The sequence below is a fragment of the Streptomyces jumonjinensis genome (genome assembly GCF_009600885.1).
Taxonomy (GTDB): Bacteria; Actinomycetota; Actinomycetes; order Streptomycetales; family Streptomycetaceae; genus Streptomyces; species Streptomyces jumonjinensis.
Genome location: NZ_VCLA01000170.1, coordinates 71,163 through 85,803, shown reverse-complemented (window position 1 = coordinate 85,803; position 14,641 = coordinate 71,163). Strand labels below are relative to the sequence as shown.

Sequence of the window (14,641 nt, the reverse complement as noted above, 5' to 3'; positions counted from 1 at the left end):
CCGAAGCACCCGGACCCGGCAAGGGCCCCAGCCCCGAAGCACCCCCGCACCCTCAGGAGCCGCACCCCGTCCTCGCGTACACCCCCACCCTTACCTGCCCCACCACCCTCTCCTCGCACAGCGTGAAGTACCTCCGCAGCACCTCCCGTTTCATCTCCTCCCCCGGCACCGCGTCCAGCGGCTCCCCCCTCAGGTCCTGGAACACCACCACCCGGCCGGTCCACGCCAGCAGCGCGGTGCGGATGGCGGCGGGCGGCAGCTCCGTACCGTGCAGGGTGTCCGACGCCCGGGGGGAGGCCGCCAGCGACAGGTCCGTCAGCCCACGGAAGGCGTCCGGATGCGCCAGCGTCCAGACCCGTCGCCGCATCGGGGTGAAGAGCAGACCGTCGCCGGGGCGGCCCAGTTCCGCCGCGACCGCCGCGACCGCCGTCACGTCGTTCTTACGGCTCTCGGGGGACCGCAGAAACGGCCCGAACGCGACCAGCGTCAGCAGCGCCGCCCCGGCCGCCGCGAGCGCGAGCACCGGGGACCAGTGGAAGTCGAGCACCGCGCCCAGCAGCAGTGCGAGACCGATGCCGTACGCGAGGACGTAGCGGTCCACGAAGAGCGGATGGACGTACGAGACCGCCATCAGCAGCGCGGACGGCAGCACCAGCAGCGGCAGGGCGACCGCGCGCACCCGGGCCCCGCCCGGCGACCGCGCACAGCCCCACCCCACGAGCGCCAGCGCGCCGAACCCGCCGAGCTCCGCCGGTCCTGGCACGCCGATCCATTCGACCTGCCCCGACTGCGTCGTACTGAACAGCGCGAGCGGCGCGATGGCCACCGTCACCCAGAGAGCCGCCACCGTCCAGCCGCGCCGCGCCCGCCCGCCCCACACCGTCACCCCGTGCGCCAGCACGGCCAGCACCGCGAACTCGTGGAGCAGGCATGCCGTCAGCATCACCGCCCCGTACGCCGTCCACTGGCGCCGCAACAGCAGCAGCGTCCCCCCGGTGACCAGCGCGCAGACCAGCGCGTACGAGCGCCCTTCCTGCGCGTACCGCTGCACGGCCGGCAGCAGCGGCAGCACCAGCCCGGCGAGCAGCCCCGCCCGGGGCCCGGCGAGCCGTCGGCCGATCAGCGCGACTCCGGCCGCCGTCGCGCACATCCCGAGCACGGACGGCAGCCGCAGCGCTGCCAGGCCGGGCTCCCAGGAGGCGAACACCAGGTGGATGAGGAGGTAGTAGAGGCCGTGCACGGCGTCGGCCGTGGCGAGGGTGCGCCAGATCTCGGGCAGTGAGCGCTGCGCCATCTCGTAGGTGACGGCCTCATCGCCCCAGAGGGTCCCCTGGCGTTCGATCCCCCAGAGCCCGAGCCCGAGCATCAGGGCTGCGGGCAGGAGGGCGACCGTATGGGCGGAGAGCGCCCGCCGCGAGGGGCGGGCGGAGGGCGGAGCGGCGGTGGAGATGTCGATCATCCGGCGAGTCCATCGGCCGCCGGATTGATAGGCAGTCCCCCCACGCCGCGCCAATCAATTCATTCACGCTCCGGAGGGCCGTCAGAGGGCAGCCCGGCCCCGCAGAGCGTGAACCGCCCCCCTCAAGACCGCTCAGACCGCTCAGACCGCTCAGACCGTGAACCGGTCCGCGACCGAGAGCGCCGCGTCCAGCGCCGCGAGCCCCTCCTCGGCCTCCGCCTCGCTGATGTTGCACGGCGGCACGGCGTGGGTGCGGTTCATGTTGACGAAGGGCCAGAGCCCCCGCGCCTTGCACTCGGCGGCGAAGGCGGCCATCGGCGCGTTCGCCTCGCCCGAGGCGTTGTACGGGACGAGGGGCTCGCGGGTGGCGCGGTCGCGGACGAGGTCCAGCGCCCAGAACACCCCCGTGCCCCGCACCTCCCCGACGCTGGGGTGCCGCTCGGCGAGCTCCCGCAGCCCGGGGCCGAGCACGGTCTCGCCGATCCGGGCGGCCTGCTCCACCACCCGCTCCTCCGCCATCACCCGGATCGTGGCGACGGCCGCCGCGCACGCCAGCGGATGCCCGGAGTAGGTGAGCCCGCCGGGGTAGGGCCGGTTCTCGAAGGTGGCCGCGATCTCCGCCGAGATCGCCACCCCGCCGAGCGGGACATAGCCGGAGTTGACCCCCTTGGCGAAGGTGAGCAGATCGGGCGTCACCCCGAAGTGCTCGGCCGCGAACCACTTCCCGGTGCGGCCGAACCCGGTCATCACCTCGTCGAGGACGAAGACGATCCCGTGCCGGTCGCAGAGCTCCCGTACGCCCGCGAGATAGCCGGGCGGCGGGACCATGATCCCGGCTGTCCCCGGGATGGTCTCCAGCACGATCGCGGCGATGGTCCCCGGCCCTTCGAAGGCGATGGTGTCCGCGAGATGGCGCAGCGCCCGCTCGCCCTCTTCGGCCTCGGAGGAGGAGTAGAAGGGCGAGCGGTAGGCGAAGGGGGCCCAGAAGTGGACGACGCCCGAGGTGCCGTTGTCGGAGGGCCAGCGCCGGGGGTCGCCGGTCACATTGACCGCCGTGGCGGTGCCTCCGTGGTACGAGCGGTACGCGGAGAGCACCTTGGGGCGGCCGGTGTGCAGCCGGGCCATCCGGATGGCGTTCTCGATCGCCTCGGCCCCGCCGTTGGTGAAGAAGATCTTGTCGAGATCGCCGGGGGTCCGCTCGGCGATCAGCCGGGCCGCCTCCGAGCGCGGCTCGACGGCGAAGGCGGGCGCGAAGGTCGCGAGCTTCCCGGCCTGCTCCTGGATCGCGGCGACGACCTTCGGGTGCTGGTAGCCGATGTTGGTGTAGACGAGTCCGCTGGTGAAGTCGAGGTAGCGCGTCCCGTCGTAGTCCCAGAAGTACGAGCCGTCGGCGCCCGCGACGGCGAGCGGGTCTATCAGCCCCTGCGCGGACCACGAGTGGAAGACATGGGCGCGGTCGGCGGCCTTCACGGCGGCGCCGGTCACGGGGTCGGCGGCGCGCGGAACGTCGGCAGCGCGCGGAGCGGCGGCGGCGCGGCGGCCGGAGGTCTGGGCTTCAGTGGTCATACGGGCAGCGTAGGGACGTCCGGCGGACGCCGGAATGACCATGGTGTCTGCCCGCACCGGCATCGCTGCGGCGTTCTGTCGCGCATCCCCGCCGCCAATTGACAGCATGCTGTCGAGATGACAGCCTTCTGTCATCAACCGGGCAGCGCCGAACGAGGAGCACCTCATGAGCGACCGTGGAACCGTCCATCTCGCCGTCTACGACACCTTCGCCGACTGGGAGACCGGACACACCACCGCTCATCTCGCCCAGCGCGGCTTCACCGTCCGCACGGTCGGCCTCACCACCGCCCCCGTCACCACCATGGGCGGGCTGCGCGTCCAGCCGGATCTCGCGCTCGCGGAGCTGCGGCCCGAGGAGAGCGCGCTGCTGATCCTCACCGGCGCGTCCGCCTGGGACACGGGCGACGAGCTCGCACCCTTCGCCGCGAAGGCGCGCGAGTTCCTGGCCGCGAAGACCCCGGTGGCCGCCATCTGCGGGGCCACGGCGGGGCTGGCCCGCGAGGGCCTGCTCGACGACCGGGACCACACCAGCGCGGTCTCGTTCTATCTCGCGGCCACCGGTTACGGGGGCGGCGAGCGCTACCGCGAGGCCGACGCCGTCACCGACGACGGCCTGATCACCGCCGGCCCCACCGAGCCCGTCGCCTTCGCCCGCGAGGTCTTCGCCGAGCTGAAGGCGTACGAGGGCGAACAGCTCGACGCCTGGTACCGGCTGTTCCACGACTCCGACGCGAGCGCCTTCGCGGTCCTGGAGCAGGCGTGAGCACGGCGAAGGACCCGGCCGAAGCCCAGGCCGAAGCCCAGGCAGCGGACCCGGCCGAAGCCCAGCCCCAGCCCCAGCCCCAGCCCCAGGCGACGTACAAGGAGCTGCTCAGCCGGACCGCGCTCGGCGTCTTCCGGCTGAACGGCCAGTTTCTCGCGGTCGCCGAGTCGCTGGCCAGGCCCGCCGGGCTGACGGCGGCCCGCTGGCAGGTGCTCGGCGCGATCGGCTCCGCTCCCCAGTCCGTCGCGGGGATCGCCCGGACCATGGGCATCACCCGCCAGAGCGTCCAGCGGATCGCCGATCTGCTGGTCGAGCGGGGGCTCGCGGTCTATGAGCCCAACCCCGCCCACCGCCGCGCCAAACTGCTCCGCGCCACCGACGAGGGCCTGGCCGCGCTCCAGCGCATCAGCCCCGGCCACGCGGAGCTGGCCGCCCGGCTGGCGGAGGTGCTCGGCCCCGAGGAGTTCGCGGAGACGGCACGGGTCCTGGAACGGCTCTCCGGCGCGCTGGACGCCCTTCCCGGGGAGCCGGCCGCCGCCGGGCCGGACGACGCCTGAGCCCAGCGGTACGGCGGGGACTCAGAAGTCGAAGACGGCGGCGGTCTCACCGCGCATGACGCAGGAGTTGGAGTAGGTCTCGCGCCAGGCGACCGGTGTGCCCCGGTGCTCGCCCCGGGCGGTGACCGTGACCGGGTCGTGCTCCATGGTGCACATGCGCCCGTCCGCCGCCAGCCGTTCGGGGTCGCCCTCCGCCGCGTCCAGCGCGGCGCACGCCTGGGCGGCCCGGGGATGGCTCCCGGCCGGAGCCGGGTCGCACTGGAGTGTGACGCCCCGGATCCAGGTGTTCTCGGTGCCCGAGACGGTCAGCAGCAGGCCCCGCCCGGCGCTCTGCCCGGGGGCGGCGGCGCCGAGCGCGAAGAGGGCGACGGCGGCGAGGACGGCCGAGCGGACGAACGTACGACTGCGATTGCTGCTGCGGCTGCGACTGCGACTGCGACTGCGACTGCGATGGTGCATCGGGGCTCCTGACGAGATCGTGGCGCATCCCGCGCCGGGGCGGCGGGGAGCCCCAGATCAGCGTCTGGCGACCGGAGCGCGAAGCCGACACCCGGAGCGGCCCGCGCAAGGTGCCCCGTAAGGGCGTACGCACCCCGGCACCTTAAGGGCGTACGCCCCCGAAACCGGCGGCGGGGGCCGGTCGCCTGCCCCCGCCGCCGGACCGGCCCCACGGCGTCGCACCGCCGCCGGACCGGGACCTTCCGCAGTGACTGGCTAGAACCGCTCGACCAGCCAGTCGCACAGCTCTGCGGTCATCTTGGTGTGCTCCTCGTTCCGCGAGGCGCACAGGAACTCGTCCAGCTCGCCCTCCCCGGGCTCGATGCCCGTGAACAGGTCGTCGTGCGTGTCCAGCCCCCGGACGGCGACGGCGCTGCCCGCCGGGACGAAGCAGTGCTCGCGGATCGGGTCGTTCACCCCGAGCCCGAGGATTTTGTTGAGGGTGTCGGCGAGGATGCCGAAGCCGTTCAGGGTGCCGCCGGGCGCTCCGTCCACGCCGGGCAGGCCCACGGCGTGGGTCTCCCCCTTCTTCCAGGTGATGACCCGCAGCGCCGCCGCCAGCGCCTCCGCGTCGGTCGGCTGGGTGCGCAGATCGGTGCCGATGATGCCGAGGCCCTTGCCCTTGACGGCGGTCTCACCGGCCTTGATGCCATTGCCGACGCCGTTGGCGACGCCGTTGGCGACACCGACCTTCCGGGGGATCCGCGGCCAGCCGCCGACGCGCTCCAGCGCCGCCAGGAAATCGTTCCGCGCGCCGCTGACGCCGGGTTCGGCGTCCCACGTCTCGATGTGCCGCCACAGCAGTTCCTGGGAGGCGTCGCTGTTGATCTGGTCCGAGAACCGCGTGTCCAGCTTCTTGATGTAGTGGGCGAACGCCTGGAGCGAGAGAGGGATGTACGCGCCCTGGTGTGGGCTGTCGTACGAGAAGTAGACGGCGGTCTGGTGGTCGATGCTCTCGTGCTCCATCTTGGCGAGCGCGTACCGGGTGACCAGCCCGCCCATGCTGAAGCCGCCGACCACGAGCCGCTGGTCGCTCTGGCGCTCGCTGATCGCCCGGTGGATCGCGGCGACGGCGGTCTCCGCGTTCTTCAGAATCGAGGCGCTGCGCTCCTCGAAGCCGAGGAGGACGACGTCCTTGCCCGCCGCCCGCAGCTGGCTGATGAACGCGTGGTTCTTGACCTCCAGCACCTCCCAGGAGAACGCCAGGGTGCTGGGGCCCGTGTTGAAGCCGTCGGCCATGATCACGGGCGTGGTCAGCGCACTGTGGTCCTGCCCGTAGTACACCCAGGCGGTGCCGCCGGGCAGCTCCCAGGTCGCGTCCGGCGTCGGCGGGGTCGCCGTCGTCTCGCCGGGCCCGGCTGCCAGCACGATGGGCGGCGCGCTCCGGAAGGCTTCCGCCAGCTCCTGCTCGGTCGGTTCGCTCATGCTGTTCCCCTCTGAGGTGATTACGGCCGGGGACAGCTTGAGCACTCAGGGCGACTCCACGAGGTCGAACTCATGAATGTAATTCGTGTGGGTGAACCACTTTCAGACAGATTTCCCGGTGGAACGGGTGTGGGGCGAACCGCCGCACGACGGCCCGCCCCACTCGGTGAATCAGCGGATCACGGGGTCTTCTTCGTCACCTCCAGATCGGCGGTCGGCTTGTCGACCGTGCCGCCGGGGGTGCCCGCGGTGCTCTCGTTGTTGGCGTGCACCGGGTCCCGGGTCGCCGAGTGGACGACGGCCGTATTGCGGATGTCGGAGCCGTCCCCGGTGTAGTCCGGGTCGAGCTTCACCCGGAACACCCAGGTCACCGAGGCTCCGGGGGCCAGGGTGGCCTCCGGGCCGCAGTCCACCTGATCGCCCGACATGCACTCGTCGTCCGAGCTGACGAAGCTCAGCGAGGACGGCTGCCGCCGGGGGCGCCGGTGCCGTTCACGGCGTTGCCGTTGGCCAGGAAGAAGGCGAGGCCGTCGCCGCGCTTGCCGTCGAAGGGGGTGCCACCGTAGGTGGCGTAGGTGAACTCGGCGACGATGCCGAGGCTCGTGGAGAAGGAGTCGTTCATCTCCCAGCCGCCGGCCTGGTTGCCCGCCGCGCTGGTCAGCCGGAGCCAGCCGCCGCTCTGGTAGCTGGCCGTGCCGGTGAGCGAGCCGAGGTTCCCGACCGGCCCGTCGAAGGGTTCGTGGACGGGGAAGGAGAGGGCGCGGGGGGCGGCGGAGCGGTCGTCGTCCGTGACGGTGGTGTGCTGCCGGGTCGGGGGTACGTGCGCGGTGTCGAGCGCGGTCGCGTGCTGCGGGGACGGGCAGAGCAGGGCTCCGCACACCATGGCCAGGGCGATGCGCAGTCGCGGTCGCAGGAGCAGCCGCGGTCGCGGTCGCAGTCGCAGTCGCAGTCGCAGTCGAGTGGTCATGGCGCGGGCCGAGCCCCAGGCGCATCTCATTTCCGCGGGCCCCTCATCTGGGATGGGTGTCTCGGGCGGACGGTGGTGGCGGTACGGACGGTGGTGACGGTACGGACGGTGCGGGCGGTGCCGCGTCCGGCGGCTCAGCGGGAGGCGCGGCGGCTCAGGGCGACCATCGAGGCGCCGGAGGCCAGGGCCAGCACCGCCGACCAGGGCAGCCAGCCGGGCAGGTCGCCACCGGTGTCGGCCAGGTGGGGGCCAGGGCGTCCCTGGTGTGTGGGTCCGGGGCGGGTGGGGTGGACCGGCCCCGAGTGGGTCGGCCCCGGGTAGGTCGGCCCCGGGCGGGTCGGCCGGGACGGCTCCTTGAGGAGGAGCGGGCCGCCGCCGGGGCCGGTGGTGCCGGAGGCGTTCTCGTTGTTGCCCGGCACCGGGTCGGGGGTGGCGGAGGTCACGGAGGCGATGTTGTCGATCTCGCTCGCCTTGCCGTGTCCGTGTCCGTCGTCGCCGTCGTGTCCGTGCCCGTCGTCGCCGTCGTGCCCGTGCCCGTCGTCGCCGTCGTGCCCGTGGCCGTGTCCGTGTCCGTCGCCGTCGCCGTCGCCGTCGCCGTCGTGACCGTAGCCGCTGCTGAGGGCGCTGGGGCCGCTGGACCTCGGGACGCTGTTCTCCCGGACCTGGACGACGATCTCGTACACGGCGGAGTCACCGGCCGGGAGCCGGTTCAGCACCGGGCAGACCACGGTCTGTCCCGCCGGTTCGGCGGGCGCGCAGCCGTCCGATGACGAGACGAAGCGCAGGACGTCCGGCAGCGGGTCGGTGACCTGTACGGAGCGGGCCGCGGCGGGACCGTTGTTGTGGACCGTGACGCGGTACGTGAAGGTGTCGCCGGGGCTGACCCAGCGCTTTCCGCCGGGGAGCACGGCGGTCTTGCGGAGGGAGAGATCCGCTTTCCCGGTGACGGGCGGGACGGGCGGGACGGGCGGGACGGGCAGTCCGGTGAGGGAGGCCGTGTTGTTGGCCGGGTCCGGGTCGGCGGTCTGGGAGGTCACGGCGGCGACGTTGACGATGTCGGAGCCGTCGCCCGAGTAGTCGTCGGCGAGCCGGACGGTGAGCAGCCAGGTGTGGGAGCGGCCCACGTCGAGGGTGGCCAGCGGGCCGCAGGTGATCTGCCGGGCCTGGGCGGTGCAGCCGTCGGGCGAGGAGACGAAGGTGAGCGCGGCGGGGAGCTCGTCGGTCACCGTGACGTTCACGGCCTGGGAGGGGCCGTGGTTGACGACGGTGATCCGGTACTCGTAGACGCCGTCGTCGGCGGTACCGGCTTCGCCGGCGGCGGCTTCCACGGCGGTGGACGTACCGGCGGTGGTCTGGCGCTGCGTCTCCGGCTGAGCGTCAGCCGCGTCGGTGGTCCCCGTCGTGGCCGCGTCCGTGGCCGCGTCCGTGGCCCCGGCAGCGTCCGCCTTCTGATCGTCGCCCCGGAGCCCGAGCTCGGACCGGAGCGAGAGATCGGCCTGCTCGCGCACGGCCCCCCGGGCGGTCCCGCCCGGCTCCACGGCGGCCTGCGGTGCGCCGCCGGGGAACGCCGCCGGGCCCGGAGCGGCTCTTCCCTCAGCGGCGGCGACCCCGGGCGGCGCCAGCACCGGGATGCCGGCTCCGAGCGCACAGCACAGTGCCGCGAGCCCACTGATCCGGCGGAACGCCCTCACCGGTCGTCCGTGACTGCTTCTCATACGGGATGCCCTCCGTGCTCACCGTTCGATGATCCACAGACACCACCCCTCCCCAGATTGGACATTTTTATCTGATAAACACTCAGAATTACCCGTAATGCACTAATAGCAGCCAGAGCGAAGGTCCTGACGCCCCGTTAAGAGCCGTTCCCTTCCAGGGCGCCCGGAAATGACGGCGCCCGGGCGGGGAGCTCCCCACCCGGGCGCGCGGCACAGCGGAACGCTTACAGGAACGAGTTGATCTCGATCGTCTCAGTACGGCCGGGGCCCACGCCGATCGCGGAGATCGGTGCGCCCGACATCTCCTCCAGCGCCTTCACGTACCCCTGCGCGTTCTTCGGCAGATCGGCGAAGGTCTTCGCCTTGGTGATGTCCTCGGACCAGCCCGGCAGCATCTCGTAGATCGGCTTCGCGTGGTGGAAGTCGGTCTGCGAGTAGGGCAGCTCCTCGACCCGCTTGCCGTCGATCTCGTACGCCACACAGACCGGGATCTGCTCCCAGCCCGTCAGCACGTCGAGCTTGGTGAGGAAGAAGTCCGTCAGACCGTTGACCCGGGTCGCGTACCGCGCGATCACCGCGTCGAACCAGCCACAGCGGCGGTCCCGGCCCGTCGTGACACCGCGCTCGCCGCCGATCCGGCGCAGCGCCTCGCCGTCCTCGTCGAAGAGCTCGGTCGGGAACGGGCCCGCGCCGACCCGGGTCGTGTAGGCCTTGAGGATGCCGATGACCCGGGAGATCTTCGTGGGGCCCACGCCCGCGCCGGTGCAGGCGCCGCCCGCGGTCGGGTTGGAGGAGGTGACGAAGGGGTACGTGCCGTGGTCCACGTCCAGCAGGGTGCCCTGGCCGCCCTCGAAGAGGACGACCTTCCCGGCGTCGATGGCGTCGTTCAGGATCAGCGTGGTGTCCGCGACGTACGGCTTGATCTGCTCCGCGTACTGGAGCATCTCCTCCACGATCTTGCCCGCCTCGATGGAGCGGCGGTTGAAGACCTTGGCGAGCAGCTGGTTCTTGGACTCCAGCGCCGCCTCGACCTTCTGCTCCAGGATCGACTCGTCGTAGAGGTCCTGGACGCGGACGCCGACGCGGTTGATCTTGTCGGCGTAGGTCGGGCCGATGCCGCGACCCGTGGTGCCGATCTTCCGCTTCCCAAGGAATCGTTCCGTCACCTTGTCGAGGGTGACGTTGTACGGAGTGATCAGATGGGCGTTTCCGCTGATCAGGAGCTTGGACGTATCGACTCCCCGATCATTGAGCCCGCTCAGCTCGGAGAGCAGGACAGCCGGGTCGACGACGACTCCGTTGCCGATGACCGGGGTACACCCCGGCGAGAGGATTCCGGAAGGGAGGAGATGCAGCGCATACTTCTGGTCGCCTACGACGACCGTGTGGCCGGCGTTGTTGCCGCCCTGGTAGCGCACCACATAGTCCACTGATCCACCGAGCAGGTCGGTGGCCTTTCCCTTGCCCTCGTCACCCCACTGAGCACCGAGCAGCACAAGTGCGGGCACAGGCGTACACCCCTTCCGGGCGGGGCATGTCCAAGGTCAGGGGGCGGTGAGCCGTGCCTGAGTCCGCGGACCGGTTGCCCCGGAATAGACGAAGCCCCTGGCGCAATAGCGCAAGGGGCTCTTGCACAAAGATGCTACCCGAGGAAGGACCGAGGTGTCGGCTCACGACCAGCTACTGGTGGTCATCGACCCGGTCGCCCGCCGAAGTGACGGCGAGTCCGTTCGGATCGCGAAGGATGTTCTGTGCGGCGGGTCGGAGGCGAAAATCTGTCTTCCCGAGGGGCCCGAGGAGTTTGCGCGGGCGCTGGCCCGCAGAGGGGCCAGACGGCCCGTGGTGGTGGGCGACGACCGGGCGCTGCTGCGGGCGGTGGCGCTGCTGCACCGGGATCGGTGGCTCGGCGACGGGGCGCTCTCCCTGGTCCCGGTGGGGCCCGCGGTGGAGCTGGCGCACTCGCTGGGGGTGCCCAGGGGTGCGGTGGCGGCGGCGCGGGCGGTGCTGGACGGCGCGGTACGGCGGCTGGATCTGCTGGTGGACGAGAGCGACGGGGTGGTGGTGGGGGATCTGGCGATCCCCGCGTTCCCGGCGGCGGTGGGGGCGGGGTCGGTGTGGGGGGCGTGCCGTTCGCTGGTCCGCACCCTGCGGCGGCCGGCCCCGGTGCTGCTGCCGGGGCCCCGGCACCGGCTGCGGGTGGAGGCGGACGGGCTGCTGCTGGCCGATCTCGACCAGGAGGTGGAGGCGGTGACGGTCCGGGCGGCGGGGGGCCGGGCGCGGGTGACGGTGCGGCCGGCCGGGGCGGGGCAGCCGCTGAGCGCGAAGGCGCTGACGGTGACCGTCTCGGGGCCGGATTTCCGCTATCAGGCGGACACCCTGATCACCGGGCCGGTGCGGACCCGGACCTGGACGCTGCGGGCGGGGGCCTGGGGGCTGACGCTGCCGTCGCCGGTCTGACCCGGCGCCGGAGCCGGGGGCCCGTGTGCCGGCCTCCTGGCCGCGGGCCTGAGGGCCTCACGATGCCCGAGGCCCTCAGGCCCACGCCCCGGGGCTCAGGAGGCCCCGAAGACCCGCTCCCGGTGCTCCCGCCAGCGGTCCAGCAGCAGCGGCAGCTCCTTCTGGAGGAACTGGAAGAACTCCAGCGTCTCCGCCAGCCGCCGCCCGCCCGCCGAGTCCGCCCCGAGGCTTCCCACGCCCTCCCGCAGGGTGTCCTCCCACTTCTTGATCATCTGGTCGCGGTTGCCCAGCGCCTCGTACCACTGATCGCTGTGCACCCGGTACCGCTCCCGCCGGGAGCCGGGCTCGCGCTCCCGCGAGACCATGTTCACCTGCACCAGATAGCGGACCGCCCCGGAGACCGCCGCCGGGCTGATCTTCAGCTGCTCGCCCAGCTCGGCCGCCGTCAGGACCCCGGAGTCCGAGGAGAGCAGCGCCGCGAAGATCCGGGCGGGCATCCGCGCCATGCCCGCTTCCACCAGCTGTCCGGCGAACCGCTCCACAAAGGCGGAGACCACCTCCGGGTCCGGTGCCGCTCCATCGCGCACGCCCTGTTCTCCCATGTCTCCGATCCTCTCCCCTGCTCACCGGCTCCCTATCGATTTTATACGGTTCCTTAACTTCACAAGTTTGTGAAGTTAGCGTAAATTCCGAATGATGACGAAGGCAATCAAGGCCATCTCCGTCGCCGGACTGCACAAGTCGTTCGGCCGGACGCATGCGCTGGACGGTCTGGATCTCACCGTCGAAGCAGGCGAGGTGCACGGCTTCCTCGGCCCCAACGGAGCCGGGAAGTCCACCGCCATCCGGATACTGCTCGGACTGCTGCGCGCCGACTCCGGAGCGGCCCGGCTCCTCGGCGGCGACCCCTGGCACGACGCGGTGGAGCTGCACCGCCGCGTCGCGTACGTACCCGGCGATGTGACCCTCTGGCGCAATCTCTCCGGCGGCGAGGTCATCGACCTCTACGGCCGGCTGCGCGGAGGTCTCGACAAGGCCCGCCGCGCCCGGCTGATCGAACGCTTCGAACTCGACCCCGCCAAGAAGGGGCACGCCTACTCCAAGGGCAACCGCCAGAAAGTCGCCCTCGTCGCCGCCTTCGCCTCCGATGTGGATCTGCTGATCCTGGACGAGCCGACCTCCGGACTCGACCCGCTGATGGAGGGGGTCTTCCAGAGCTGTGTGACCGAGGAGCGGGCCCGGGGCCGGACCGTGCTGCTCTCCTCGCACATCCTCAGCGAGGTGGAGACCCTCTGCGACCGGGTCAGCATCATCCGCCAGGGGCGGACCGTGGAGACCGGCTCACTCGCCGAGCTGCGCCATCTCACCCGTACCAGCGTCGCCGCCGAACTCGCCGCCCCGCCGAACGGCCTCGCCCGGCTCCCCGGCGTCCACGATGTCGACGTCCAGGGGACCCGGGTCGCCCTCCAGGTCGACACGGACGGACTGGACGCCGTGCTGCGCGCGCTCACCGAGTCGGGCGTGCGCTCGCTGACCTGCACCCCGCCGACCCTGGAAGAGCTCTTTCTGCGCCACTACACGGCCCCGGCGACAGCGGCGGAGGCGACGGCGCGATGACCGCCCCGGCGGGTACGAACGGACGCCCCGCGCGCACGAGCCGGCCCCTCGCCGGAACGGGCGCGCTGCTGAGGCTCGCCCTGCGCCGCGACCGGATCATGACGCCGGTCTGGGTGCTGGCGCTGTCGGCGACCCTGATCAGCGGCGTCGGCTCGATCCAAGCGCTCTACGGCACCGCCGCCGAACGCGCCGATCTCGTCCGGTCGCTGGCCTCCGACGGATCGCTGCGGGCGATGATCGGCCCCGTCTTCGACGACTCGCTCGGGGCGCTGGTCGCCTGGCGGCTCGGCGGATTCGCGGCCATCGGAGCCGCCGTGATGAGCCTGGTCATCGTCGTCCGGCACACCCGGGAAGAGGAGGAGACCGGACGGCAGGAGCTGCTCTCCTCCGCCATGGTCGGCCGCCGCGCCCCGCTGACGGCGGCCCTGCTCGCCGCGCTCGCCGCCGACGCGGCGCTCGCCCTGATCATCGCCCTGGGCCTCGCCGGGCCCACCGGCTCCGCGACCGGGGCGCTGGCGCTCGGCCTCGCCATCGGTCTGGTCGGCCTGCTCTTCGCGTGTCTGGCGGCCGTCACGGCCCAGCTCACCGAGAGCGCCCGGCAGGCGAAGGGGCTGGCAGCCGCCGCACTGGGCGCGGCCTACGCGCTGCGGGCCGCCGGAGACTCCTCGGCGGACGACGGCTCCGCCGTGCCGACCTGGCTCTCCCCGCTCGGCTGGGCGGCGAACGTCCGCCCCTACGCCCATGAGCGCTGGTGGGTCCTGCTGCTGCTCACCGCCGCCGTGCTCGCGCAGGGGGCGGCGGCGTACGCACTCGCCGGGCGGCGCGACGTCGGCATGAGCTTTCTGCCCGCGAGGCCGGGCCCGGCCGAGGGCCGGATCGCCACCGCCGCCGCCCTCGCCTGGCGGCTCCAGCGGGGCGCGGTGCTCGGCTGGGCCGCTGCTTTCCTGGCCGCCGGGATCGCCCTGGGCTCGATGGCCGGGGGCGTGGCGGACCTGGTCGGCGAGAACGAGGGCACGCGGGAGATCTTCGAGCGCATGGGCGGGCAGTCGGAGCTGACCGACGCCTTCCTCGCCGCGATGACCGGACTCTTCGGCATGGTCGCGGCGCTCTTCACGGCGGCGTCGGTGCTGCGGCTCCACGGCGAGGAGACCTCCCAGCGCGCGGAGCCGGTCCTCGCGGGCGCGGTCGGCCGCCTCGGCTGGGCGGCGGGCCATCTGCTGATCGCCTTCGGCGGCTCGGCCGCGATCCTCCTCTGCGCGGGCCTCGGGCTCGCCCTCGGCCATGGCGCGGACTTCGGCCCCGTCATGGGCGCGGTCCTGCTCCAGATCCCCGCGGTGTGGCTGCTGGGCGGGGTGACGACAGCGCTGTGGGGCGCGCTCCCGAAGGCGGCGACGGCGTCCTGGGCCGTGGTCGGCCTCTGTCTGGCGATCGGCTGGATCGGCCCGGCGCTGAATCTGCCGGAGACGGTGCTGGAGCTGTCGCCCTTCGGTCATCTGCCGAAACTGCCGGGCGGAACGATGGAGTGGGAGCCGGTGCTGATCCTGTCGGCACTGACGGCGGCCCTGCTCACGGCGGGCCTCCTGGCCCTGCGCCGCAGGGACCTGCGGGTCTGAT

At 72.5% G+C, this 14,641-nt stretch carries 14 protein-coding genes; 5 read left to right on the top strand and 9 right to left on the bottom strand.

The genetic code is table 11. The features are described 5' to 3' along the window. Positions 1-52: 52 nt before the first annotated feature. Together FF041_RS25250 and FF041_RS25245 are read right to left on the bottom strand one after the other, a co-directional pair. Positions 53-1,459, bottom strand: coding sequence for a glycosyltransferase family 39 protein (locus FF041_RS25250; protein ID WP_194292170.1), 1,407 nt, complete (start codon positions 1,457-1,459; stop codon positions 53-55). 150 nt (positions 1,460-1,609) lie between these two features. Then, complete coding sequence (locus tag FF041_RS25245; protein WP_153524931.1) at positions 1,610-3,025, bottom strand: aspartate aminotransferase family protein; 1,416 nt, start codon at positions 3,023-3,025, stop codon at positions 1,610-1,612. 166 nt (positions 3,026-3,191) lie between these two features. On the opposite strand from FF041_RS25245, the gene FF041_RS25240 reads away from it, so the two are divergent. Together FF041_RS25240 and FF041_RS25235 are read left to right on the top strand one after the other, a co-directional pair. Next, entirely contained in the window at positions 3,192-3,791 is a 600-nt protein-coding gene (locus tag FF041_RS25240; protein WP_153524930.1) for a DJ-1/PfpI family protein, read from the top strand. A gap of 104 nt (positions 3,792-3,895) precedes the next feature. After that, positions 3,896-4,348, top strand: a complete 453-nt coding sequence (locus FF041_RS25235) for a MarR family winged helix-turn-helix transcriptional regulator (protein WP_153525052.1) — start codon at positions 3,896-3,898, stop codon at positions 4,346-4,348. A gap of 21 nt (positions 4,349-4,369) precedes the next feature. Here the strand turns inward: FF041_RS25235 and FF041_RS25230 are convergent, their stop codons facing one another. From FF041_RS25230 to FF041_RS25210, 6 genes are all read right to left on the bottom strand, one after another. Next, the gene (locus tag FF041_RS25230; RefSeq protein ID WP_153524929.1) at positions 4,370-4,807 is read right to left on the bottom strand and encodes an SSI family serine proteinase inhibitor; all 438 of its coding nucleotides are present in this window, start codon (positions 4,805-4,807) and stop codon (positions 4,370-4,372) included. Between the two features lie 255 nt (positions 4,808-5,062). After that, the gene (locus FF041_RS25225; protein ID WP_153524928.1) at positions 5,063-6,271 is read right to left on the bottom strand and encodes an esterase/lipase family protein; all 1,209 of its coding nucleotides are present in this window, start codon (positions 6,269-6,271) and stop codon (positions 5,063-5,065) included. A gap of 179 nt (positions 6,272-6,450) precedes the next feature. After that, positions 6,451-6,699: a hypothetical protein gene (locus FF041_RS25220; protein ID WP_267133230.1), complete on the bottom strand. Its 249-nt coding sequence runs from the start codon at positions 6,697-6,699 to the stop codon at positions 6,451-6,453. A 26-nt stretch (positions 6,700-6,725) separates the two neighbouring features. Next, the gene (locus FF041_RS38145) at positions 6,726-7,238 is read right to left on the bottom strand and encodes an L-type lectin family protein (RefSeq protein WP_194292180.1); all 513 of its coding nucleotides are present in this window, start codon (positions 7,236-7,238) and stop codon (positions 6,726-6,728) included. A 134-nt stretch (positions 7,239-7,372) separates the two neighbouring features. Then, positions 7,373-8,953 carry a DUF11 domain-containing protein gene (locus FF041_RS25215; RefSeq protein WP_153524927.1) on the bottom strand — a complete coding sequence of 527 codons (1,581 nt, stop codon included), beginning with the start codon at positions 8,951-8,953 and terminating at the stop codon, positions 7,373-7,375. A 224-nt stretch (positions 8,954-9,177) separates the two neighbouring features. Next, the gene (locus tag FF041_RS25210) at positions 9,178-10,461 is read right to left on the bottom strand and encodes an adenylosuccinate synthase (protein WP_323392668.1); all 1,284 of its coding nucleotides are present in this window, start codon (positions 10,459-10,461) and stop codon (positions 9,178-9,180) included. Between the two features lie 154 nt (positions 10,462-10,615). On the opposite strand from FF041_RS25210, the gene FF041_RS25205 reads away from it, so the two are divergent. After that, positions 10,616-11,410 (top strand): diacylglycerol kinase, encoded by a 795-nt coding sequence (locus FF041_RS25205; protein WP_323372295.1) that lies wholly within the window; start codon positions 10,616-10,618, stop codon positions 11,408-11,410. 95 nt (positions 11,411-11,505) lie between these two features. Here FF041_RS25205 and FF041_RS25200 read toward each other — a convergent pair whose 3' ends face one another. Beyond that, positions 11,506-12,012 (bottom strand): GbsR/MarR family transcriptional regulator, encoded by a 507-nt coding sequence (locus FF041_RS25200; RefSeq protein WP_153524926.1) that lies wholly within the window; start codon positions 12,010-12,012, stop codon positions 11,506-11,508. Between the two features lie 94 nt (positions 12,013-12,106). On the opposite strand from FF041_RS25200, the gene FF041_RS25195 reads away from it, so the two are divergent. Both FF041_RS25195 and FF041_RS25190 read left to right on the top strand, forming a co-directional pair. Further along, positions 12,107-13,027 (top strand): ABC transporter ATP-binding protein, encoded by a 921-nt coding sequence (locus FF041_RS25195; protein ID WP_153524925.1) that lies wholly within the window; start codon positions 12,107-12,109, stop codon positions 13,025-13,027. Further along, entirely contained in the window at positions 13,024-14,640 is a 1,617-nt protein-coding gene (locus FF041_RS25190) for an ABC transporter permease (protein ID WP_153524924.1), read from the top strand. Before FF041_RS25195 ends, FF041_RS25190 begins: the two co-directional genes overlap by 4 nt. Position 14,641: the final 1 nt, after the last annotated feature.